The organism is Sphingopyxis sp. H050, assembly GCF_001468265.1.
Lineage (GTDB): Bacteria > Pseudomonadota > Alphaproteobacteria > Sphingomonadales > Sphingomonadaceae > Sphingopyxis.
Window position 1 is genome coordinate 205989 of record NZ_LNRZ01000002.1, and the last position, 23353, is coordinate 229341.

The window sequence follows — 23353 nt, forward strand, 5'->3', positions numbered from 1 at the left end:
ACGCCGGGCCATGGACCCTGAAACAAGTTCAGGGTGACGAGAGATGAAACATTTTGTGTTGGCGGTGCTCGTGGCGGCCGCGGCTTTGGCCGGGTGCGACGCACCGCCCCCCGAAAGGGCGCGGGCGCAGCTGCAGGAGCGCCGCGCCGAGCTGCAACAGGCGATCGCCGCCGACCCGAAGGCGATGGAAGCGCGCGTCGAGCTGGCGCGCATCTTTATCCGGTTGGGCGACGGGGTCAGCGCCGAAAATGCCGTGCAGGGCGCGCTCGCCGCCGGCGGGAACGGCGACTATCTGCGGCCTTTGCTCGCGCGCGCTTATGCCTTGCAGGGCGAAGGAGCCCGGGCGTTCGAGACGATCGACGCCGGCCCGATCGCACCCGAGATGATCGGCGAGGCGGCTTGGGTCGCAGGCGACGTCCATCTGTCGAACGGCGATCTCAATGCCGCGCGCGATGCCTATGATCGCGCCGTCCGCGAGCTGCCGCGCGAATCGATGCTGTGGGTCGACGTCGCGCGCTTTCGCGATGCCAATGCCGATACGATGGGCGCGCGCGACGCGATCGACTATGCGATCGAGCTCGACGGACAGAATAGCGCGGCGCTGACCTATAAGGCGAACCTCGTTCGGACCGAGGAGGGGCTGACGGCCTCGCTGCCCTGGTACGACAGGGCGCTGGCGGCCGATCCCGACAACGCCGGCGCGCTGATCGAGCAGGCCGCGACGCTGGGCGATCTTGGCCGCTATCGCGACATGCTGGTGGCGGTGCGTCATGCCGCGACGCTGGTCCCGCGCGAGCCGCGCATCTATTATCTGCAGGCAGTGGTCGCGGCGCGCGCCGAAAATTACGGGCTGGCGCGCAGCCTGCTCCAGCGCACGCGCGGCGAACTCGACAACGAGCCTGGCTTCATGCTGCTGAGCGCGATCGTCGAGTTGCAGCTGGGCGGCGAGGCGGTGGCGGCGACCTGGGCCGACCGGCTGCTGGTCGAGCAGCCGAATAATCTTACGGCGCGCCGGTTGCTGGCGGTCGCCGAGTGGGCCGATGGCGACGCCGATGCGGCGGCGGCGGCGATCGCGCCGATCGCCGACCGCGCCGATGCGGACAGCTGGTCGCTGCTGCTGGCAGCGCGTGTTGCGGCCGAACTCGGGCGCAACGCCGAATCCGCGGCTTATGAGGCGCGGGCGGCGGCGCTGTCGCCGGGCGAGGCCGCGCCTTTCGCGGCGAACAACAGCTACGGCCTGGTGTCGATGGAGGCGGACGCCGAGCCGCTCAATCCGGCAAAGGCGATTCCGGCGATCTCGGCGGATATCGCGAGCGGCAATACGGCCCGTGCGATCGAGCGCGCCACCAGGCTCCGCGACGCCAACCGGGGCGTGGCCGACGCGCATATCCTGCTCGGCGATGCGGCGCTGGCGGGCGGCCGCTATGATCTGGCGGTGCAATCCTATCGCGCCGCGCGCGATCTCGACGCAGGAGAACGCACGACGTTGCGGCTCGCCAATGCGCTGTTCCGTGTCGGCGATGCGGCGGGGTCGGGCGCCGCGATCCTGGCGCTGCGCGACAGCCAGCCGTCGAGCATCGCCGCCGACCGGCTTGCCGGGCATCTGGCGATGGATATCGAACATTGGGATCAGGCGATCGCGCATTTCGAGCGCGTGCGACGGCGGATCGGCAACCGCGATGTCATTGTGCTCAGCGAACTGGCGCGCGCGTGGGCGGCGAAGGGCAGGGCGGACCGCGCGCTGCCGCTGATCGCCTATGCCTACCGGCTACAGCCGCTCAACGCCGAGATCATGGAGCGCTATGCCGAACTGCTCGATAGGCAGGGCGACCGGCAGGGTGCAGCGGATCTGCGGGATAAGGCGGCGCAGATCGGGCGATAGAAATTCCGCCCTGCGGCGAAGGCGTTGAGAGGGACCGCGCGCGGAGTGCGTGGTGGAGGGGCCGCTTCATTGCCCCTCGGTCAGCGCTTCGCGCTGCCACCTCCCCATCGCGGCGCGACAGGGGGGCGCAATTGTCACGCCTCGGTGAGGTCGAGCAGCGTCCGCGCGTCGAGACCGACGCGCTTCATCTGCTGCGCGATCGGGGGCCAGACGTTGGTCAGGAAATCCTGGCGCATCAGGTCGCGGAGGCGATCGGTCGCGCCCTCGGCGACGAACATGCCGACGCCGCGCTTGACCGTCACCAGCCCTTCGTCCTGAAAGGTCTGATAGGCCTTCGCCACGGTCAGCGGATTGGCGCCTTCGTCGGCGGCGAGCGATCGGACCGACGGCAGCATGTCGCCGTCGCGATAGGTGCCGTCGAGGATGGCGCTGGCGATGACATCGCGGAGGCGCTGGTAAACGGGCTTGGACTGATCGAGCATGCCGCCTTAATGCCATAAGACAGCAGCACAGTCAAATCCGAAAAATTATAAAATTAGCAGCCGGATTGAAATTAAATGTCCCAGGCTCGGACGACGTCGTTATATTCGGGGCGCGGACGTTCGGACAGCTGGCCCTTCGCGGTGCCGAGGAAGAAATATCCTACAATCGTGTCGCCGTCGCCCGCGCCAAATGCCTTGGCGACGTCGGGGCTGTAGGCCGCCCAGCCGGTAAGCCAGCTGCCCACATAGCCATGGGCATGCGCGGCGTGGAGCAGGTTCATGCCAAGCGCGCCGGCCGACATCTGCTGTTCCCAAATCGGGATCTTGCTGCCCGCGACCGGGGTGGAGATCAGCACGAGCAAGGTCGGCGCCTGATGCGCGAACTGGTCGAGCGCCGACAGGTCCATCCCCGCCGCGCCCGGATTTTCGGCGACCCAGGCGTCCTTGAGCAGCGTCGCGAAGGTCCCGCGCTGGTCGCCTGCAACCGTGACGATCCGCCAGGGGGCTAGCTTGCCATGATCGGGGGTGCGCAGCGCGAGCGCGATGATCTGGCGAAGCTCGGCGTCGTCCGGGCCGGGCGCCACCATGTCGCGCGCCTTGCCCGAGCGGCGGGTGGCGAGGTGCGCGCGAAGCGAGCTGGTGTCGTTGAACATGCGGGCCATTTGGCGGCACGGCGCGGCGCACGCAACCCCTGCAATTGCGCCCGGCCGATGGTTTCTGACGCAATTAGATTCTTCCCATACGCAATTTTCGCGCTAGGTTGCCCCATTCGCGCGGCGGACGGCCGCGGACAAAAATATCCGGGAAAAGGGACGCATTTACATGAAAGATATGGCCTCTTGGGACGAGGGAGACTGGATCGCAGTTATCGCGCTGCTCGTCCTTGGTGTGTTTCTGACGATCGGCGCCTTGATCGCCGGCAGCAAGAAACCCGAGTTCGCCGGGCACCCCAAGGGCCTCTACATGCTCTTCTTCGCCGAGATGTGGGAGCGCTTCTCCTATTACGGCATGCGGGCGCTGCTGATCTTCTACCTGACGCAGCACTGGCTGTTTTCGGACGGTAAGTCGAACCTGATCTATGGCGCCTATACCAGCCTGGTCTATATTACCCCGGTGCTCGGCGGCTATCTCGCCGACCGCTATCTGGGGCAGCGCAAGGCGGTGCTGTTCGGCGGCGTGCTGCTCGCGCTCGGCCATTTGTTCATGGCGTTCGAGGGCGTCGGCGGACAGGAAGACGCGACAATCAACGTCTTCTGGCTCGCGCTCGCGCTGATCATCGTCGGTTCGGGCTTCCTCAAGGCCAATATCTCGGTGATGGTCGGCCAGCTGTATCGCCTGACCGACATGCGCCGCGACGCCGCCTACACGATCTTCTACATGGGGATTAATGTCGGCGCGGCGCTCGGCACGATCCTTGTCGGCTATCTCGGCCAGAAGATCGGCTGGGCCTATGGCTTCGGCCTCGCGGGGATTGGCATGGTCGCCGGCCTGATCGTCTTCGTGCTCGGCAAGAAGGTGCTGCTTGGCGCAGGCGAAGCGCCGGCGCCGCTGTCGAAGCAGAAGGAAACGACGATTTATGCGATCGGCGTCGGCGCCGTCGCGGTGATGTGGGCGCTCGTCCAGTATCAGGATATCATCCAGAACCTGCTGATCGTCTCGGGCCTCGCGCTGCTCGGCTATGTTCTCTACGAAAGCTTCAAGCTCGACAAGGAACCGCGCGAGCGCATGTTCGCGATCCTGTTCCTGATCGCCCTGAATCCGCTGTTCTGGGGCCTGTTCGAACAGGCCGGCGGCAGCTTCAACCTCTACACCGACCGCTATGTCGACAAGGGCGGCGTGCCCGCGTCGGTGTTCCAGTCGATCAATCCGATCTACATCATCCTGTTCGCGCCGATCTTTGCCGCGCTGTGGCAATGGCTCGGCAAGAAGGGGCTCGAGCCTTCGGCGCCGGCGAAATTCGCGCTGGCGCTGGCGCAGGTCGGGCTCGGATTCCTCGTCTTTGTCTGGGGCGCGAACAGCGTCGGGCCCGAAGTCGCGACGCCCGTCCTCTTCGTCTTCCTGCTCTACATGCTCCACACCACCGGGGAGCTTTGCCTGTCGCCCGTCGGCCTCAGCGCGATGAACCGGCTGGCGCCGAGCTACCTCGCGTCGCTGATCATGGGCGCCTGGTTCTACATGACAGCGGTCGGCAATTTCGTCGCCGGCAAGATCGGTGAAGCGACCGGCGGCGAGAGCGGCAACATGACCAAGGAAGCCACGCTGGGCATCTATTGGGAAATCGGCCTCATCACGATCGGCGTCAGCGTCGTCGTGCTGGCGCTGTCGCCGATCGTGAAGAAGTGGATGCATCTCGACACGCTGCGCGACCGGGAAGAGATTCCGGGCAAGGAAGAGCTGGGCGAGCCGCAGGCGGCGGGCACCCATCCGCAGGGGGTTTAAAACATGGTCAGGGGGATCAAGAGCAGCCTGCTGGCTGCGGCGTCGCTGGCGCTCGTTGGCTGCGCGGCTGGCGGCGGGGAAACGGCGTCGGCAGGTGACAAGCCCGCGCCCACCGAAAAGCCGGTCAAGTTCGACAAGGATCCCTATCCCTCGACCTACAAGGGATATCCCACGACGCTGACGGTGGTGAAGAATGTCACCATCTTCGACGGCGAGGGCGGGCGGATCGACAATGGGTCGGTCGTGCTGTCGAGCGGCAAGGTCGACAGGATCGGCGGGCCCGACATGGAGTTGCCGACCGACGCCTATGTCGTCGACGGCACCGGCAAGTTCGTCACCCCCGGCGTGATCGACATCCACAGCCACCTCGGCGACTATCCGTCGCCCTCGGTCGATGCGCATTCCGACGGCAATGAGGCGACCTCGCCGACGACGCCCGAAGTGTGGTCCGAGCATAGCGTGTGGCCGCAGGACCCCGGCTTCAGCCGCGCGCTCGCCAACGGCGGGGTGACGACGCTGGAGATATTGCCGGGCAGCGCGAACCTGATGGGCGGCCGTTCGGTCACGCTGAAGAATGTGCCCGCGCGGACGATGCAGGGGATGAAGTTCCCCGGCGCGCCCTACAGCCTGAAGATGGCGTGCGGCGAGAATCCGAAGCGCGTCTATGGCGCCAAGGGCCGCATGCCCTCGACCCGCATGGGCAATCTCGCGGTCAACCGCGCGACGTGGCAGAAGGCGGCGGCGTACAAGAAGAAGCTGGACGAGGGGAAAGCGGTCGACCGCGACCTGGCGATGGAAACGCTCGCGGGCGTGCTGTCGGGCGAAATCCTGATCCAGAATCACTGCTACCGCGCCGACGAGATGGCCATCGTCATCGATATGAGCCACGAGTTCGGATACAAGGTGTCGACCTTTCACCACGCGGTCGAGGCGTACAAGATCGCCGACCTGCTCAAGAAGGAAGGCATTTGCGCCGCGATGTGGGCCGACTGGTGGGGCTTCAAGATGGAGGCCTATGACGCGGTGCCGGAGAATATCGCGCTGATGTTCAAGGAAGGCGCGTGCACGATCGTCCATTCGGACGACGCGAACCAAATCCAGCGGCTCAATCAGGAAGCGGGCAAGGCGCTCGCCGCGGGCCGCCGCATGGGGATGCAGATCAGCGACGAACAGGCGTGGACGTGGCTGGCGATCAACCCTGCGCGCGCGCTGGGTATCGCCGACAAGACGGGGAGCCTGAAGCCGGGCAAGATGGCCGACGTGGTGCTGTGGAACGGCAATCCGCTGAGCGTCTATAGCCGCCCCGAAAAGGTCTGGATCGACGGCGCGCTGATGTTCGACGCGATGGATCCGAAACGGCGTCCGGTGAGCGATTTCGAACTGGGCCAGCCGGGTGAAGGAGACGTGAAATGAGTAAGTGTTTCACGGCCTCCCTTTTCCGTTCGCATCGAGCGAAGTCGAGATGCCAATCGTCCATACGCGCCTTCGGGGTGTCTCGACTTCGCTCGACACGAGCGGGGCTGGGAGGGGCGCTTGCAGCCGTCGCGCTGGTGGCGCTTCCGGCCGCGGCGCAGGACGTCGCGATCACCAATGCGAAGCTCGTCATCGGCGACGGCAGCGCGCCGGTCGAGGGCGGCACTGTCGTCGTCCGCGGCGGCAAGGTCGTCGCGGCGGGCCGCGGCGTTGCGGTTCCGGCGGGCGTCGAGCGCATCGACGCGCAGGGCCGCTATGTGACTCCCGGCATCGTCGCGGCGTTCAGCCGCGTCGGCCTGACCGAGGTCGATGCCGTCACCGGCACCAACGACCGCTCGGCGACGCGGTCGCGCTTTTCGGCCGGGCTCGACATCGCCCCTGCGCTCAACCCGATGGGCTCGCCCGTCGCGGTGAACCGCGCCGCCGGCGTCACGCGCGCGATCGTCGCGCCGGGCGCCAGCGGCAGCCTGTTCGCGGGCCAGGGCGCGGTCGTCGATTTGGCCGACGACAACGACATGGTGACGCGTCCGCGCGCGCTGCAATATGTGGCGTTCGGCGAGGATGGCTCGGCGAAGGCGGGTGGCAGCCGGGCGGCCTTGTTCCTGCTGTTCCGCGAACAATTGCTGGCGGCGCGCAGCTATGCCCGCAACCCCGCGACGCTCGCCGAATGGGGCAGCGATGCGCTGATCCAGCGCGCCGACGCCGATGCGCTGGTGCGCGTGATCAATGGCACGACTCCCTTGTTCGTGCGCGTCGACCGCGCGGCCGACATCCTAAACGTACTGAAGCTGAAGGGAGAGTTCCCGGCGCTGAAGCTGGTGCTCGTCGGCGCGACCGAGGGGTGGCTGGTCGCTGGCGACATCGCCGCGGCGAAGGTGCCGGTGCTCGTCTCGCCGCTCACGGACCTGCCGGGCAGCTTCGAACAGCTCGGCGCGACGCAGTCGAACGCAGGCCGTCTGAAAGCCGCCGGCGTCGACGTGTCGGTCGGCGTGTTCGACGACGATGATGCGCACAAGATGGGCTATGCGACGCAATATGCCGGCAATCTCGTCGGCCTGTCGAAGCTGCCGGGCGCGAGCGGGCTCAGCTGGGATCAGGCCTTCGCCTCGATCAGCAGCGTGCCGGCGAAAGCGGTCGGCATGGACGGCGCGATCGGATCGCTGCGCGCGGGACGTGCCGGCGATATCGTGATCTGGGACAATGACCCGCTCGAACTCGGCAGCCGCCCGACGGCGATCTGGATCGACGGCAAGCGTCAGTCGCTGGTCACGCGTCAGGACCGCCTGCGCGACCGCTATCTGACGCCGACCGAAGGGGCTTTGCCCAAGGCATATGACAGGTAACGGCCGCGCCTGACCAAAAGCGGTCGACGGGGAAAGGAGAGGGCTCCATGCAACCGCTGTCGCTTTTGATCACGACCTGCGTGTTGTTCGTCGGCACGCATTTCGCGCTGTCGCATCCGCTGCGCGCCGGCCTTGCCGGTCGGCTGGGCGAGCGCGGTTTCCTGATCGTCTATTCGGTGGTCGCGATCGCCACCTTTGTGCTGATCGTCCAGGCGTGGCGTGGAATGCCGCCCGAGCCGCCCTTATGGGCGGTCGACGACCCCCTGTGGATGCTGGCCTCGTTGCTGGTGCTGTTCGCCAGCATCCTCTTCATGGGATCGCTGATCGGCAATCCCGCGATGCCCGCGCCGAACGCTGCCGAGGCGGCGCAAGCCGCGCCGCGGGGGGTCTTTGCGATCACGCGCCATCCGATGATGTGGGGCTTTGCGCTGTGGGCGCTCGCGCATGCGCTGGTGATGCCGACGCCGGGACAGATCGTGCTGTCGTCGGCGATCGCCTTCCTCGCGCTCGTCGGATCGGCGGGGCAGGATGCGAAGAAGGCGCGGTTGATGGGCGACAGCTGGCGGCATTGGGCGGCGCGAACCAGCTTCCTGCCCTTCGGCCGCCAGATCGCCGGCGTGACGCCGTGGGGGGACACGATCCCGCGTGCGCATGCATTAGTGGGTGGGATCGCCCTGTGGCTGATTGCGACCTGGGCGCATGGCGCGCTGGGCTTTATGGTTGCGGGAATATGGCGCTGGGTGGGATAGAAAGGGCATGTCCGCCGATACCCACCTGACCGACCTGTCGCTGCGTCTGCTCGGGCGCGCCTATGACCAGCTCGATCCCGAGGAGTCCCGTGTCGTGCGCGCGGTCGCCGAGCGGGCGCTGACCAGCCGCGATGTCGCCGACATCGACGACGCGCAGGCCTCGCGCGGCGACCGGCTCGCCGATCGCGTCGCCGCGGTCGGTGGCTCGTGGGGCTTCATCATCGTCTTCACGCTGGTGCTGTTCGGCTGGATGCTGCTGAATTCCGAAGTGCTGCAGCGCTTCGGGCTGGCCTTCGATCCTTATCCCTTCATTTTCCTGAACCTGATGTTATCGACGCTGGCCGCGGTGCAGGCGCCGATCATCATGATGAGCCAGAACCGGCAGGCGGCGAAGGACAGGCTGACCGCGAGCGTCGATTATGAGATCAACCTGCGCGCCGAGCTGGAGATCATGCGGCTGCACGAGAAGCTGGACCAGATGCAGTTTCACGAGCTGCGCGAAAAGGTGGAGGAGCTTTGCGATCGGCTGGACGGAAAAGGGTAGGCGATAGGTCGCTTTTGGGGTGGTGAGCGGACATTGCCGATCCTCCCCGGCACGGGGAGGGGGACCATGCGAAGCATGGTGGAGGGGCACGTGCAGTCTGGCGCGGCCTACGGTCTCCCGTGCCCCTCCACCACCCTTCGGGTGGTCCCCCTCCCCCTGCGGGGGAGGCTCTTCGCGTCCGCTTCCGGTCGATTCCGTCGCCCTACAACCGCACCATCCGCATGCCCATTTCGCCATAGCGCGGCCCGCTGGTGCCGCCGCGCGGCGCGGCGGCGTCGATGGCGGCGAGGTCGTCGGCGGTGAGCGTTACGTCGACCGCGGCGACGCTGTCCTCCATCGTCGCGCGGCGCTTGGTGCCGGGGATCGGGACGATGTCGTCGCCCTGCGCGAGCAGCCAGGCCAGCGCGACCTGCGCGTTCGAGACGCCGTGCTTCGCGGCGACGTCGGCAATCGCATCGACGATCGCGAGATTGGCGGGCAGATTCTCCTCCGAATAACGCGGGTCGTTACGGCGCCAGTCGTTCTCGGCAAGCTCGTCGCGGCTGCGGATCGTGCCCGCGAGGAAACCGCGGCCGAGCGGCGAATAGGGGATGAAGCCGATGCCGTTGTCGCGGCAGACGCCGAGGATTTCTTCTTCGATATCGCGCTCCCAGATCGAATATTCGCTTTGCAGCGCGGTGATCGGCGCGGCCTTGGCGGCGCGGCGGATCGTCTCGGGACCGGCTTCGGACAGCGCGATGTGGCGGACTTTGCCTTCCCGGACCAGCTCCATCATCCCGCCGACGGTCTCCTCGATCGGCACCGAGGGGTCGACGCGGTGCTGGTAGAAAAGGTCGATGGTGTCGATGCCGAGCCGCTGGAGCGAGCCTTCGCACGCGCGGCGCGCATTCTCGGGCGTGCCGTCGACGCCGACGATCTGCTTGCCCTCGAACTTGAAGCCGAACTTGGTCGCGATGACGAGGCCGTCGCGTTTGCCCTTGATCGCCTCGCCGACCAGCTCCTCATTGGTGAAGGGGCCATAGATTTGCGCGGTGTCGAAGAAGGTGACGCCGAGGTCGATCGCGCGGTGGATCGTGCGCGTCGATTCGTCGAGGTCGGCCGCCTCGCCATAGAGGACGTTGCCGCCCTGGATCATCGGCATGCAGCCGATGCCGATTGCGGACACCTCGAGGCCGTGGCCGAGGGTGCGATATTTCATGGCGTGACTCCTGCCGAGGGGGCATCGTCTTCTACACCATCGGCGGCGAATTTGGTCGCGGCAACGTCGCCGACGACATTGCCGAGGGTGCGGAAGATGTCGGGGAAGGTCTCGACCGCGACAAGCAGGCCGAGCGGCGCGACGGGGACGCCCATCGAGATCGCGATCGGTGCGATCGAGGTGACGAAGCTGATCGAGCCGGGCAGGCTGACCGAAGACAGCGCCGCGGCGAGCGCGACCGCAAGGCCGACCGCCATTTCCCACGGGCTGAGCTCGATCCCGAACAGCCATGCGACATAGACGACGACCGCGAGGTTCATCGCCGGGCTGGTGAAGCGGAACAGCGCGACCGCGAGCGGCAGGACGATGTCGGCCTTCTTCGGATCGACGCCGAGATCGGCCGAGGATTTCAGCATCGCGGGCAGGCTGGCGAGCGAGCTTTGCGTGCTGATCGCGACCGCGAAGGTCGGCACCATCGCGCGGACGAAGCGCGGCAGCGGCACGCCGACGACGAACACCGCGAGCAGCAGACCAAGGATGATCGTGCAGGCGCCGATCGCCGACAGCATCAGCACATAGTGAAGCAGCCCGCCGAAGGCCGCGACGCCGGCCTTCACGGCGAGGGCATAACCCAGGGCAAATACGCCGATCGGCGCGAGGGCGAGGACCCAACCGATGACGACGAGCATCGCGTCGCCGAGCGCCTTGAAAAAGCCCGAGAGTGTCGCGCGCTCATTCGCCCCGACGCGCGTGATCGCAAAGGCGAAGATGGTCGTGAAGACGATCAGCGGCAGGATCGCGGTGTCAGCGGCGGCGGCGACCGGGTTGGTCGGGATCAGCGACAGCAGGAAGTCGGCGAAGGTCGGCGACGGCGCCGTCTCCGTCGTGCCGCCGAGCCCATGGCGCAGCCCCTCGGCCGCGCCCGCCGACAGCGGAAACAGACGCAGCAGCAGCGGCAGGACCAGCAAAGTCATGAGCCCGGCAAGCAGATTGGCGCCGAGGAAGGTCGCGACCGCGCGCCCGGCGAGCTTGCCGGCGCGCGCCGCATCGGCCGTGGCGGTGATGCCGGTGACGAGCAGCGCGACGACCAGCGGCACGATCGTCATCTTCAGCGCGTTGAGCCACAGTAATCCGATCGGCTCGACATAGGGCAGCGACGCCGTGCCCCAGTCGACCGAGATCATCTCGACCCCGATGCCGAGCAACATGCCGGCGATCAGCGACGAGAGGATGATCCATGCCGATTTCAACTTCGTTTCTCCCCCGGACGCGCCCGCCAACTTGCCAAGCAAATATGTGTGACATAGAGCAGTTTCGGCGCGAAACGGAAACCCGTTTTCGGGCGGGGAATCGCTCCGCGGGAGCCATTCCGGACAGGGGTTTCGCCCCAGGAATCAGATAGCAGAGGTTTCATGCGCAAGTTTTTCGGCACCGACGGCATCCGCGGGCTGACCAACAAGGTTCCGATGACCGCCGAGACCGCGATGCGCGTCGGCATGGCGGCGGGCGCGCATTTCCTGCGCGGCGACCACAAGCATCGCGTGGTCATCGGCAAGGACACGCGCGTGTCGGGCTATATGCTGGAAAATGCGCTGGTCGCCGGTTTCACCAGCGTCGGCATGGACGTGGTGCAGGTCGGCCCGATGCCGACCCCTGCGGTCGCGATGCTGACGCGCTCGATGCGCGCCGACCTTGGCGTCATGATCTCGGCGAGCCACAATCCGTTTCACGACAATGGCATCAAGCTGTTCGGTCCCGACGGGTACAAGCTCTCGGACGAGGATGAGCTGCAGATCGAAAGCCTGCTCGATCAGGCGCCGCGGCTTGCCGCCCCCGCGCAGATCGGGCGCGCCAAGCGCATCGACGACGCGCGCGGCCGCTATATCCACGCGGTGAAGCAGAGCCTGCCCGAGTCGGTGCGTCTCGACGGGCTGAAGATCGTCCTCGATTGCGCCAATGGCGCCGCCTACAACAGCGCGCCGACCGTGTTCTGGGAGCTGGGCGCCGATGTCGTTGCGGTCGGCGTCGAGCCGAACGGCCTCAATATCAACGACAAATGCGGTTCGACCGCGCCGGGCCTGCTGCAGGAGACCGTCGTCGCGAGCGGCGCCGACATCGGCATCGCGCTCGACGGCGACGCCGACCGGCTGATCGTCGTCGACGAAAAGGGCAGACTGGTCGACGGCGACCAGATCATGGGGCTGATCGGCGCCAGCTGGGCGCGGCAGGGATTGCTCAAGGGTGGCGGCGTCGTCGCGACGGTGATGTCGAACCTCGGGCTCGAGCGCTTCCTCGCAGGCGAGGGGCTGCGGCTCGAGCGCACCCAAGTCGGCGACCGCTATGTGCTCGAGCGGATGAAGAGCGGCGGGTTCAACGTCGGGGGCGAACAGTCGGGGCATATGATCCTGTCGGACCATGCGACGACCGGCGACGGCACGCTGGCCGGACTTCAGGTGCTTGCCGAGTTGGTGAGCGCCGGCAAGCCGGCAAGCGAATTGCTCCACCAGTTCGATCCGGTGCCGCAGCTGTTGAAGAATGTCCGTTTCGCGGGCGGCAAACCGCTCGACAACGCCAATGTCCAGGCGGCGATCGCAGAGGGCGAACATGCGCTGAACGGCCGCGGCCGCCTCGTCATCCGCGCCTCGGGCACCGAACCCGTGATCCGCGTCATGGCCGAGGGCGACGATGCGGGCCAGGTAAACCAGATTGTCGACATGATCTGCGACGCGGTGCGCGTCGCGGCAGGAGAATAGATATGCTTGAAATGCGACCCGATTGCGAAAAGTGCGGCCGCGACTTGCCCGCGGACATCCACGGCGCCTTTATCTGCTCGTTCGAATGCACCTTCTGCGCGGACTGCGCCGACAAGCTCGACGAGCGTTGCCCCAATTGCGGCGGCGACCTGCTCGACCGGCCGCTGCGTGAAGGCGCGGCGCTGGCGAAATTCCCCGCCTCGACGGAGCGAAAGTTCAAGCGTTGACCGCACGCGTCCTGATCATCGCCGGTTCCGACAGCGGGGGCGGCGCGGGAATTCAGGCGGACATCAAGGCCGTCACCATGCTGGGCGGCCATGCGATGACCGCGGTCACCGCGATCACCGCGCAGAATACGCTGGGCGTGCAGGGCGTTCACCCGGTTCCGACCGACATGGTGATCGCACAGATCGACAGCGTGGCGGCCGATATCGGCGTCGATGCGGTGAAGATCGGGATGATCGGCAGCGCCGAAACGGCGGCGGCCGTGGCCGTGCGGCTGACGCGGCCCGACCTGGCGCAGGCGGCGGTGGTGTTCGACCCGGTGATGGTCGCGACGAGCGGGTCGGTGCTGGCCGATGACGCGACGATTGCGGCGTTCAAGGCGCTGCTGGACCGCGCAATGGTTGCAACCCCGAACCTGCCCGAACTCGCCGCGCTCGGCGGCGAGGAGGCGGTGCTGGCGCATGGCTGTTCGCTGCTGGTCAAGGGCGGGCACGGCGAGGGCGAGACGGTGATCGACCGGCTGCTCGAAACCGGCGAGGGCGAGGTTGCGCGCTGGGAGGCGCCGCGCATCGACACGATAAGCACGCACGGCACCGGCTGCACGCTGGCGAGCGCAATCGCGACCGGGCTGGCGCAAGGGATGCCGCTGGAACCCGCGGTCGCGCGGGCGCGCGATTTCGTGCGGCTGGCGCTGCTCGATGCGCCCGGGCTGGGGAGCGGGCATGGCCCGATGGGTCAGCAGTTCGTGCGCAACGACGGGCTGTTCACCGGGCCGGCGCTCAATCAGATCACCTTGCCGGCGAACGACTATGCGGTGTCGGTCGCCTTCTACAAGCAGCTTGGCCTGACGCAGATCGTCGATAGTCCGGGCGCTGAAGGAGTTGGGGGCTATGCGCGCTTCGAGGCCGCGAACGGCGTGACGCTGTCGATCCATGTCGGTGACGGCGCGGCGGGCGGGGCGGCGACCTATTTGGAGAGCGGGGCGCTCGATGCATGGGTCGCCTATCTGGCGCGGCGCGGGGTGCCGTTCGAGCAGATGCCGAAGGACGAGGAATGGGGCTGGCGCGAGGCGCGGCTCAGCGATCCGGCGGGCAATCGGCTGTGCCTCTATCAGGCGGGCGAGTATCGCCGGTATCCGCCGTGGCGGGTATGATTTCGCAAGGCGCCCTCTCAGTCCGTTCGTGTCGAGCGAAGTCGAGACACCCTTCGGCGTGGCGCGCCATCGAGGGGCATCTCGACTTCGCTCGATGCGAACGGAAATGGGGTTTCGCCTTGTCGGAGAAATGCACGTGATCGTTGGCGTCGACGAGGCGGGGCGCGGCCCGCTCGCCGGGCCGGTGGTCGCGGCGGCGGTGCTGCTCTGCGAGGGCGGTATCGCCGGTCTGGATGACAGCAAGAAGCTCACCGCGAAACGCCGCGGCGAACTCGAAATCGAGATCAAGGCGCGGTGCCGCTGGGGCGTCGGCGAGGCGAGCGTTGCAGAGATCGACCGCATCAACATCTTGCAGGCGACCTTGCTGGCGATGACGCGCGCGGTCGAGGCGCTGGGGTTCGAGCCGCACGAGGTACTCGTGGACGGCAATCGCCTGCCCAAATGGCGCTATACGGCGCGCGCGATCGTCGGCGGCGACGCGCTGCATCCGTGCATCTCGGCGGCGAGCATCATCGCGAAGGAGCATCGCGACCGTTTCATGGTCGGCGCGGCGCGCGATTATCCCGGTTTTGGCTGGGAGACGAATATGGGCTATGGCACGGCGCAACATCTCGCGGCGCTGCGCAAGCATGGACCGACGCCGCATCATCGCACCAGCTTCGTCCCGGTCGCGCAGCTGGCATTGATCTGACCGACGGGAGACGGACATGCGCAGCGGATTCACGGCCGATGATGTTGCGCAGCAGACCGGACGGCGGTTCCTGATCACGGGCGCCAATGCAGGGCTGGGCTTCGAAACGGCGAAGATATTGGCGGCGCGCGGCGGCCATGTCGTGCTGGCCTGCCGCGACGAAGGCCGCGCCGAGGCGGCGATGAACCGCATCCGCGTCGATGTGCCGAACGCGGAGCTGTCGTTCCAGCCGCTCGACCTCGCCGATCTCGATCAGGTGCGCGACGCGGCCAAAGCGGTGATCAAGGGTCCGCGGATCGATGTGCTGGTCAACAACGCCGGGGTGATGATCCCGCCGAAGACGCTGACCAAACAGGGGTATGAGCTGCAATTCGGGGTCAACCACCTCGGCACCTTCGCCTTTACCGGGCTGGTGCACGGCCATGTCGACGACCGCATCGTCGTGACCGCCAGCATCGCGCACAAGAGCGGCACGATGGACTACAGCGATCTGTCCGCCAGCCGCAGCTATCACCATTGGGCGCGCTATCAGATGAGCAAGCTTGCGAACCTGCTCCATATGTATGAGCTCGACCGGCGGCTGAGCGCCGCGGGCCGCGCGACGCAGGCGATCGGGTGCCATCCGGGCGTCGCGCTCACCGAATTGACGCGGCACCTGCCGCTGCCGTTCCGCACGATGACGCCGCTGGCGGCGCCCTTTTTCAACAGCGCGGCGCAAGGGGCTTGGCCGACCTTGCAAGCGGCGACGGGCGCGAACGTGCAGGGGGGCGACTATCTGGGGCCACAGGGGCTCGGCGAAGTGTCCGGACGATCGGGCCCCGCACGCGCGACGCGCGATGCGCGCGATCCGAAGCTGGCGCGCGAGTTGTGGAAGCGTTCGATCGAGCTGACGGGGGTCGATCCCGGGCTGTAGTTCCTCCCCATGGCTTCGCGGCAGGGAGGATCAAATATTTTTTCCGCGGTGAGTCTTCGCGGCCACACCACCACCGGTTGAGTCCCCGATTCGCGGCAGACTCCATATGGTGTGGCAGACTCGTTTCGTTCCTGCGGCGTTAACCATTGCGATACCCGGAATCCCTAGAATCCGTGACTTGACGGCGGACTCCGCCGGACTCATCAAGGGCTTCTTTCGATCGAGGACGGGGTGGCGACATGGGTGTGATGGAACGGGTCAAGGCGCCCGCGGCGAAGCAGCGTGCGCCTAAAGCGGCGCCGGTCGACCTGCCGCTAGACCGCATTTTGCAGGGCGATTGCGTCGAAATGATGCGCAGCTTGCCGGCAGCGTCGGTCGACATGATCTTCGCCGACCCGCCGTATAATCTCCAGCTCGGCGGCGACCTTCATCGTCCCGACGGCAGCCAGGTCGATGCGGTCAACGACGAATGGGACAAGTTCGACAGTCTGGCGACCTACGACCGTTTCACCCACGCCTGGCTTGCCGAGGCGAAGCGCATCCTGAAACCCGGCGGCAGCATCTGGGTGATCGGCAGCTATCACAATATCTTCCGGGTCGGAGCTGCCTTGCAGGATCAAGGCTATTGGATCCTCAACGACATCGTGTGGCGCAAGGCGAACCCGATGCCCAATTTCAAGGGCACGCGCTTTACCAATGCGCACGAGACGCTGATCTGGGCGTCGATGGGCGAGAAGGCCAAATATACCTTCAACTATCGTGCGATGAAGACGCTGAACGACGAGCTTCAGATGCGGTCGGACTGGCTGATCCCGATCTGCGGCGGTCAGGAGCGGCTCAAGAAGGGCGGGACGAAGGTCCATCCGACGCAGAAGCCCGAAGCCTTGCTGTATCGCATCCTCCTTGCCTGCTCGAACCCCGGCGATGTCGTGCTCGATCCCTTTTTCGGCACCGGCACGACAGGCGCGGTCGCGAAGCGCCTGGGCCGCCACTTCATCGGGATCGAGCGCGAGGATGATTATATCGAAGCCGCCCTCGAGCGTATCGAGATGGCGCTGCCGCTCGACGAAAGCGCGGTAAAGACGATGATGGCGCCCCAGGCCGCGACGCGTGTCGCGTTCGGCACGCTGGTCGAAGGCGGCCTGATCGCGCCGGGTTCGGTGCTCACCGACGCCAAGCGCCGCTGGAAGGCGGTCGTGCGCGTCGACGGATCACTCGATTGCGCAGGGCAGCCCGCGGGATCGATCCACAAGGTTGGTGCAGGCGTGCAGGGCGCGCCGAGCTGTAACGGCTGGACCTTCTGGCACGTCGACGACGGCAAGCAATTGCGCGTGATCGATGCGGTGCGGCAGGATTGGCTGCTGGCGAACGAGGCGTAGCATTTCACAACCGTTTGCCCTGAGATTGTCGAAGCATGTCCTGAGCGACGCCGCAGGCGGCGTCGAAGGGGCCGTCTTGTTCTTCGAGGCAGCACAGGAAGACCGGTGCTTCGACAATCTCAGCACGAACGGATAAGGGAAAGCTGATGTTTGCACCCCTGACCAAGCCCGACTTCGGCAAGACGTGGGAAGATGCACGCGTCTATCTGCGTCCGGCATGCTTCGTCGACCGGCCGCACGAGCTGGACGATGACTGCCTGCGCATCGCCGACACGATGGTCTGGTTTGCGGCCTGGCATCTCAGCCTGCGCGATAATGACGGGGTCAAATCGGCGATCGTGCCGGTTCCCGAACTCGATGGCTGGATCGCGGCGATGCCCGATCGGCTGGCGGACGCGGCGAAGATGCAGCGCGCGGCGGTGATGCGCCCGCGCGGCGCGCTGCAACTCGGTGAGCGCACCGTGCGGCTGAACGAGCCGCAGCTCATGGGCATCCTCAACGTCACGCCCGACAGTTTTTCGGACGGCGGCAAGCATGTCGACACCGCCGCCGCCAGCGAGGCAGGCTATGCGCTCGCTTCGGCGGGCGCCGCGATCATCGACGTCGGCGGAGAATCGACGCGGCCCGGCGCGCCGCTCGTCTGGGAAGGCGACGAAATCCAGCGTATCGAGGGCGTCGTATCGTCCCTGGCGAAGGGCGGCGTCGCGGTGTCGATCGACACGCGCAAGGCCTCGGTGATGGAAGCCGCGCTCGCGGCGGGGGCGAGCGTCGTCAATGACATTTCGGCGCTGCGCTACGACGAGCGGGCGATGGAGGTCGTGGTGCGCGCGGGCTGCCCGGTCGTGCTGATGCATGCACCGTCGGCAAAGAGCGATCCGCACGAGGGCGGCGGTTACGCCCATGTCCTGTTCGACGTCTATGACATGCTCGCCGATCGCGTCGCGGCGTGCAAGGCGGCGGGGGTCGACTCTGCAAAGATCATCGTCGACCCTGGGCTCGGCTTCGGCAAGGGCGTCGCCGACAATCTCGCGCTCATCAACGGACTGGCACTCTTCCACGCCCTTGGCTGCCCGATCCTGTTCGGCGCGAGCCGCAAGCGGATGATCGGCGCGCTCGACAATGAAGCGCCCGCCGACCAGCGGCTCGGCGGCAGCGTCGCGCTCCACTATCAGGCGGCGACGCAGGGCGCGCAGTTGCTGCGCGTGCATGACGTGGCGGAAAACCGGCAGGCGCTCAGGGTATGGCGCGGGCTGCGCGATGCGGCGCTGACGGCCTGATCATAAATATGTGTCCCCGCGAAGGCGGGGATCCATCTTCGGTGGGTTCAAGATGAAGTTGGCAGGAGATGGGCCCCCGCCTTCGCGGGGGAACACATCTTATATTGTGCCGGTGGTTCAGGCCGCCGTATCGATCCCCAGATCGCTCAATTTGCGGTAGAGCGTCGAGCGGCCGATCCCCAAGCGGCGCGCGACTTCGCTCATGCGGCCGCGGTAGTGGCCGATCGCGAGGCGGATGACGTCGGCCTCGATTTCCTCGAGCGGACGGAGGTTGCCGTCGGGCAGGTACAGCGTGACGCCAATCGCTTCGCCGTTGATCGCGACATCGTCGCTGCCGCCGGGCGTGCCGCCGCCGAGCGCAGCTTCGATCGCCTTGAAGTCGGCGCTGGTGAGCACATCGGTCTTGCTCGCGGTCGCGGCGCGGAACAGCACGTCTTGCAACTGGCGGACGTTGCCGGGCCAGGCATAGGCGGCGAGGAGGCGCAGCGCATCGTCGGTGACGCCGATCGGACCCATGCCGGGCAGGCCGCCGATGCGCGCGAGCAGATGGCGCGCGAGCGGACCGACGTCGCCGCGGCGTTCCGACAGCGAGGGCAGGGTGAATTGCGCGGTCGAGAGCGCGTAGAACAGGTCTTCGCGGAAGTGGCCCGCCTCGATCAGCTTGTCGAGCGGGCTGGCGCTGGTCGCGATGATGCGGACATCGACGCTCTGGCGGATCGTGCCGCCGATCATCTGGACTTCGCCGCTGTTCAGAAATTCGACGAGCTTCGCCTGCGTCTCCAGCGGAATGCATTCGACATGGTCGATGATGATGCTGCCGCCGTCGGCCTGGACGAGCCGGCCGACCTGCCGGTCGAAGGCGCCCGGAAAGGCGCCGCGTTCGTGGCCGAACAGGCCCGAGCCGATCAGGCCGGGGGAGACCGCCGAACAGTCGACCATGACGAGCTGGCCGCGGGCGCGCGGGCTGGCGCTGTGGATCGCGCGGGCGAAGACTTCCTTGCCGGTGCCGGGCTTGCCGTTGATCATCACCGGCACGCGTGCGCGCGCGGCCTTGGCGGCGATCGCGAGCGCACTGCGGAAATTGGGGCTCGACCCGATGATCTCCTCGAACGCCAGCGGCGCGCGGAGCTTTTCGGTGAGCGGGCGAAGCTCGCCCTGCGGGCCGCCTTGCGATACGATGCGGTCGAGCGCCTCGAGCAGGCGGTCGGGGGCGATGGGTTTCTGGACGAAATCGCTCGCGCCGGCGCGCATCGCGGCGACCGCGACCTCGACGCCGTTGCGCATCGTGACGACGATCAGCGGCAGCGCGGGGCGCCAGCGGCGGAGTTCGGCGACGAAATCGGCGATGTCCATGCCGGGGGCACCCTGGTCGACGAGGACGGCGTCGAGCGCCATGCCTTCCTGTGTGCCGAGCTTGGCGAGGGCGGTATCGGTGTCGGCGGCCACGATGCTGCGCCATCCGCCGCGCGACACCAGCGCCGACAGGAAGCGCTGCTGTGCGGACTCGCTGTCGACGATCATCACTGTTCGCGTATCGCGCGTGCTGGCCATAATCCCGATTCTGCCCCGTGGTTCGGCGCCGTAGTGCCGTTTCGTCCGCTCAAGCGCAGTGATGTAAGGCACATGGGTAAAGGGGCGATTAAGGCCGTTCCCCTTTTGCCGCGGTTCCGCATGATTTCGGGCACAGCGGCCTTGAGCATGGCGCAAGGCGTGTCTAAGACCTCACCGATGCCCGATTCTGGGTGCGCGGGCGCGCGCTTCGGGCCACAGGCAAAGGGGACAGGTCATGGCAGAACAGGAAATGACGGCGGCGAATGAAACCTATTCGGGTTTTCTCAGCCTCCTGAAGGTCGGATCGATCATTACCGCGATCGTGACCGTCTTCGTCGTCCTCATCATATCCTGACCGGCCTTCCGGCATGCGCATCGCTGTCCTGAAGGAGCTCGCCGCCGGCGAGACCCGCGTCGCCGCGACCCCGGAAACCGTGAAGAAATTCATTGGCCTGGGCGCTGAAATTGCCGTCGAGACCGGGGCAGGAGAGCAGGCGTCGATCGCCGATGCCGACTATGCCGCCGCGGGCGCGAGCGTCGCCTCGCGCGCCGATGTGCTGAAGGGCGCGAACATCATTCTCGGCATCCAGGGACCGGACCCGCAAAGCCTGAGCGGCTTTGCCGACGGCGCCTGGCTCGCCGCGGGCCTCAATCCCTTCGGGGAGCGTGCACGCGTCGACGAGTATGCAAAGCTGGGCCTCGAAGCGCTCGCGATGGAATTCATGCCGCGCATCACGCGCGCGCAGTCGATGGACATTCTTTCCAGCCAGGCGAATCTTGCCGGGTACAAGGCGGTGCTGATGGCGGCGAACGCCTATGGCCGTGCCTTTCCGATGATGATGACCGCCGCAGGCACCGTCAGCGCCGCAAAGGCGTTCATCATGGGCGTCGGCGTCGCCGGGCTTCAGGCGATTGCGACCGCACGCCGCCTCGGTGCACAGGTCAGCGCGACCGACGTGCGCTCGGCCACCAAGGAACAGATCCTGTCGCTCGGCGCCAAGCCGATCTTCGTCGAAAGCGTCGCGGGGATCGAGGGTGAGGGATCCGGCGGCTATGCAACGGAAATGTCAGAGGAATATCAGAAGGCGCAGGCCGAGCTGGTGTCCTCGCACATCGCCAAGCAGGATATCGTCATCACCACGGCGCTGATCCCGGGGCGCCCCGCACCGCGGCTGATCAATGACGCGCAGCTCGCTACGATGCGCTCGGGCAGCGTGATCGTCGACATGGCGGCCGAAAGCGGGGGCAATGTCGAGGGATCGGTGTCGGGCGAAACGAAGAAGATCCACGGCGTCACCGTCATCGGCGCGAAAAACATCGCGGCGCTGATGCCCGCCGACACCAGCGCGCTGTTCAGCCGCAACCTCTTCAATTTCCTTGCGGCCTTTTGGGACAAGGAAGCGGGGAGGCCCGTACTCGACGAAGAAATCGGCAATGCCGTGCGCCTGACGCAGGGCGGGAAAGTGGTGAACGAGCGTTTGCTCGGCTGAGGCCGGCGACGGACAGGGGGCTGTAATGGATTTCATTTCCATCTTTTCGATTTTCATCCTGGCGTGTTTCGTCGGTTATTTCGTCGTCTGGTCGGTGACCCCGGCGCTGCACACGCCGCTGATGAGCGTCACCAACGCGATTTCGTCGGTGATCATCGTCGGCGCGCTGATCGCCAGCGCCGCCGCGGGATCGGCGACGTCGAAATGGCTCGGCCTCGCGGCGGTCGTGATGGCCAGCATCAACATCTTCGGCGGCTTCGCCGTGACGTCGCGCATGCTCGCGATGTACAAGAAGAAGGAGCGCTGAGATGGACATACAGGCCATTCTCTCCGCCGCGACGGGCGGCCATGGCGCGGTAAATCCTTACGCCGCCATCGCCTATCTGGTGGCGGGCATCCTTTTCATCCTCGCGCTCCGGGGGCTTTCGAGCCCCGAGACGGCGCAAAGCGGCAACCGCTTCGGCATGATCGGGATGACGATCGCGGTCGTCACCACGCTGCTGACGCATGTGCCGGTTACCCTCGAAGGCGGCCTAGACACGATCGGGCTTGGTGAAATCCTTATCGCCATCGGCATCGGCGCGGTGATCGGTATCGTCATGGCGCGGCGCATCGCGATGACCGCGATGCCGCAGCTCGTCGCGGCCTTCCACAGCCTCGTCGGCCTCGCCGCGGTCGCGGTGGCGGCGGCGGCCTATCTCAATCCGCTTGCCTTCGGCATCGCCGATGCGGCGGGGCAGATCCATGTCGTCAGCCGCGTGGAAATGGGGCTCGGTATCGCGATCGGCGCGATCACCTTCTCAGGCTCGGTCATCGCCTTCCTGAAGCTCAACGGCAATATGTCGGGCTCGCCGATCATGCTGCCGGGGCGGCATATCATCAATCTCGGCACGCTCGCCGCGATCATCGCGCTGACTGCGTACTTCACGCAGGACCAGTCGCCGTGGGTGTTCTGGACGATCACGGGCCTCAGCTTCGCGATCGGTTTCCTGCTGATCATCCCGATCGGCGGCGCCGACATGCCGGTCGTCGTGTCCATGCTGAACAGCTATTCGGGCTGGGCCGCGGCGGCGATGGGCTTCACGCTCGGCAACACCGCGATGATCATCACCGGCGCGCTTGTCGGCTCGTCGGGTGCGATCCTGTCGTACATCATGTGCCGCGCGATGAACCGCAGCTTCATCAGCGTGATCGCCGGCGGTTTTGGCGCCGACGATTCGGGGGGCGCTGCAGGCGGTTCGAAGGAACAGCGCCCGTGGAAGCCGGGCAGCGCCGAGGATGCGGCCTTCCTGATGAGCCAGGCCGAAAATGTCATCATCGTCCCTGGCTACGGCATGGCGGTCGCCCAGGCACAGCACGCGCTGCGCGAGATGGCCGACCAGCTGAAGAAGGAAGGCGTCAACGTCAAATATGCGATCCATCCGGTCGCGGGGCGCATGCCGGGGCACATGAACGTGCTCCTGGCCGAAGCGAACGTTCCCTATGACGAGGTCTTCGAGCTGGAAGACATCAACGGCGAATTCGCGCAGGCCGACGTCGCTTTCGTCATCGGCGCCAACGACGTGACCAACCCGGCGGCGAAGACCGACAAGTCGTCGCCGATCTATGGCATGCCGATCCTCGACGTCGCCAATGCCAAGACGGTGCTGTTCGTGAAGCGCTCGATGGGCGGGGTCGGCTATGCCGGCGTCGACAACGACGTCTTCTATATGGACCAGACGATGATGCTGCTCGGCGACGCCAAGAAGATGGCCGACGACATCGTCAAGGCGCTGAGCGGTAGCGGGCACTAGACTCTTACCGTCGCCCCT

22 protein-coding genes are annotated in these 23353 nt (G+C 66.4%); 17 read left to right on the plus strand and 5 right to left on the minus strand.

Going from position 1 to position 23353, the window contains the following annotated elements:
• The first annotated feature begins 43 nt into the window (after positions 1-43).
• Positions 44-1882, plus strand: coding sequence for a tetratricopeptide repeat protein (locus ATE67_RS04060; RefSeq protein WP_058815365.1), 1839 nt, complete (start codon positions 44-46; stop codon positions 1880-1882).
• Between the two features lie 134 nt (positions 1883-2016).
• Here the strand turns inward: ATE67_RS04060 and ATE67_RS04065 are convergent, their stop codons facing one another.
• Together ATE67_RS04065 and ATE67_RS04070 are read right to left on the minus strand one after the other, a co-directional pair.
• Positions 2017-2364 carry a GntR family transcriptional regulator gene (locus ATE67_RS04065; RefSeq protein WP_058815366.1) on the minus strand — a complete coding sequence of 116 codons (348 nt, stop codon included), beginning with the start codon at positions 2362-2364 and terminating at the stop codon, positions 2017-2019.
• Between the two features lie 71 nt (positions 2365-2435).
• On the minus strand, positions 2436-3017 hold the full coding sequence (locus ATE67_RS04070) for a nitroreductase family protein (protein WP_058815827.1): 582 nt from the start codon (positions 3015-3017) through the stop codon (positions 2436-2438).
• Between the two features lie 169 nt (positions 3018-3186).
• Here ATE67_RS04070 and ATE67_RS04075 point away from each other — a divergent pair, with 169 nt between their 5' ends.
• From ATE67_RS04075 to ATE67_RS04095, 5 genes are all read left to right on the plus strand, one after another.
• The gene (locus ATE67_RS04075) at positions 3187-4803 is read left to right on the plus strand and encodes a peptide MFS transporter (protein ID WP_058815367.1); all 1617 of its coding nucleotides are present in this window, start codon (positions 3187-3189) and stop codon (positions 4801-4803) included.
• A gap of 3 nt (positions 4804-4806) precedes the next feature.
• Positions 4807-6216, plus strand: coding sequence for an amidohydrolase (locus tag ATE67_RS04080; RefSeq protein ID WP_082660196.1), 1410 nt, complete (start codon positions 4807-4809; stop codon positions 6214-6216).
• A 137-nt stretch (positions 6217-6353) separates the two neighbouring features.
• The gene (locus tag ATE67_RS04085) at positions 6354-7619 is read left to right on the plus strand and encodes an amidohydrolase family protein (RefSeq protein ID WP_231728044.1); all 1266 of its coding nucleotides are present in this window, start codon (positions 6354-6356) and stop codon (positions 7617-7619) included.
• A gap of 47 nt (positions 7620-7666) precedes the next feature.
• The gene (locus ATE67_RS04090; RefSeq protein ID WP_058815368.1) at positions 7667-8368 is read left to right on the plus strand and encodes an NnrU family protein; all 702 of its coding nucleotides are present in this window, start codon (positions 7667-7669) and stop codon (positions 8366-8368) included.
• Positions 8369-8375: 7 nt separating this feature from the next.
• Positions 8376-8912, plus strand: a complete 537-nt coding sequence (locus ATE67_RS04095; RefSeq protein WP_058815369.1) for a DUF1003 domain-containing protein — start codon at positions 8376-8378, stop codon at positions 8910-8912.
• Between the two features lie 202 nt (positions 8913-9114).
• On the opposite strand, the gene ATE67_RS04100 is transcribed toward ATE67_RS04095, so the two are convergent.
• Together ATE67_RS04100 and ATE67_RS04105 are read right to left on the minus strand one after the other, a co-directional pair.
• Positions 9115-10110, minus strand: coding sequence for an aldo/keto reductase (locus tag ATE67_RS04100; RefSeq protein ID WP_058815370.1), 996 nt, complete (start codon positions 10108-10110; stop codon positions 9115-9117).
• Positions 10107-11360, minus strand: coding sequence for a dicarboxylate/amino acid:cation symporter (locus tag ATE67_RS04105; protein WP_082660197.1), 1254 nt, complete (start codon positions 11358-11360; stop codon positions 10107-10109). The genes ATE67_RS04100 and ATE67_RS04105 overlap by 4 nt, the downstream gene beginning before the upstream one ends.
• Before the next feature lie 162 nt (positions 11361-11522).
• Between ATE67_RS04105 and glmM the strand changes: the two genes are divergently transcribed.
• The 7 genes from glmM (at position 11523) to folP (ending at position 18501) form a co-directional block, all read left to right on the plus strand.
• A complete protein-coding gene (gene glmM, locus ATE67_RS04110) occupies positions 11523-12863 on the plus strand; it encodes a phosphoglucosamine mutase (protein ID WP_058815371.1) in 1341 nt (446 codons plus the stop codon).
• A 2-nt stretch (positions 12864-12865) separates the two neighbouring features.
• On the plus strand, positions 12866-13090 hold the full coding sequence (locus tag ATE67_RS04115; RefSeq protein ID WP_058815372.1) for a DUF1272 domain-containing protein: 225 nt from the start codon (positions 12866-12868) through the stop codon (positions 13088-13090).
• Positions 13087-14241, plus strand: a complete 1155-nt coding sequence (gene thiD / locus ATE67_RS04120) for a bifunctional hydroxymethylpyrimidine kinase/phosphomethylpyrimidine kinase (protein WP_058815373.1) — start codon at positions 13087-13089, stop codon at positions 14239-14241. The genes ATE67_RS04115 and thiD overlap by 4 nt, the downstream gene beginning before the upstream one ends.
• A gap of 130 nt (positions 14242-14371) precedes the next feature.
• Positions 14372-14932: a ribonuclease HII gene (locus ATE67_RS04125; protein WP_231728045.1), complete on the plus strand. Its 561-nt coding sequence runs from the start codon at positions 14372-14374 to the stop codon at positions 14930-14932.
• 16 nt (positions 14933-14948) lie between these two features.
• A complete protein-coding gene (locus ATE67_RS04130) occupies positions 14949-15845 on the plus strand; it encodes an oxidoreductase (RefSeq protein ID WP_058815375.1) in 897 nt (298 codons plus the stop codon).
• A gap of 239 nt (positions 15846-16084) precedes the next feature.
• Entirely contained in the window at positions 16085-17224 is a 1140-nt protein-coding gene (locus ATE67_RS04135) for a site-specific DNA-methyltransferase (protein WP_058815376.1), read from the plus strand.
• 146 nt (positions 17225-17370) lie between these two features.
• Entirely contained in the window at positions 17371-18501 is a 1131-nt protein-coding gene (gene folP / locus ATE67_RS04140) for a dihydropteroate synthase (protein WP_058815377.1), read from the plus strand.
• Between the two features lie 117 nt (positions 18502-18618).
• On the opposite strand, the gene ATE67_RS04145 is transcribed toward folP, so the two are convergent.
• Positions 18619-20052, minus strand: coding sequence for a sigma-54-dependent transcriptional regulator (locus tag ATE67_RS04145; RefSeq protein ID WP_058815378.1), 1434 nt, complete (start codon positions 20050-20052; stop codon positions 18619-18621).
• A gap of 235 nt (positions 20053-20287) precedes the next feature.
• Here ATE67_RS04145 and ATE67_RS04150 point away from each other — a divergent pair, with 235 nt between their 5' ends.
• The 4 genes from ATE67_RS04150 to ATE67_RS04165 are packed head-to-tail and all read left to right on the plus strand — an operon-like array spanning position 20288 to position 23335.
• A complete protein-coding gene (locus ATE67_RS04150) occupies positions 20288-20407 on the plus strand; it encodes an aa3-type cytochrome c oxidase subunit IV (RefSeq protein WP_058815379.1) in 120 nt (39 codons plus the stop codon).
• A 13-nt stretch (positions 20408-20420) separates the two neighbouring features.
• The gene (locus ATE67_RS04155) at positions 20421-21542 is read left to right on the plus strand and encodes an NAD(P) transhydrogenase subunit alpha (RefSeq protein WP_058815380.1); all 1122 of its coding nucleotides are present in this window, start codon (positions 20421-20423) and stop codon (positions 21540-21542) included.
• A gap of 25 nt (positions 21543-21567) precedes the next feature.
• Positions 21568-21849 (plus strand): proton-translocating transhydrogenase family protein, encoded by a 282-nt coding sequence (locus ATE67_RS04160; RefSeq protein WP_058815381.1) that lies wholly within the window; start codon positions 21568-21570, stop codon positions 21847-21849.
• Position 21850: 1 nt separating this feature from the next.
• On the plus strand, positions 21851-23335 hold the full coding sequence (locus ATE67_RS04165; RefSeq protein ID WP_058815382.1) for an NAD(P)(+) transhydrogenase (Re/Si-specific) subunit beta: 1485 nt from the start codon (positions 21851-21853) through the stop codon (positions 23333-23335).
• Positions 23336-23353 lie beyond the last annotated feature (18 nt).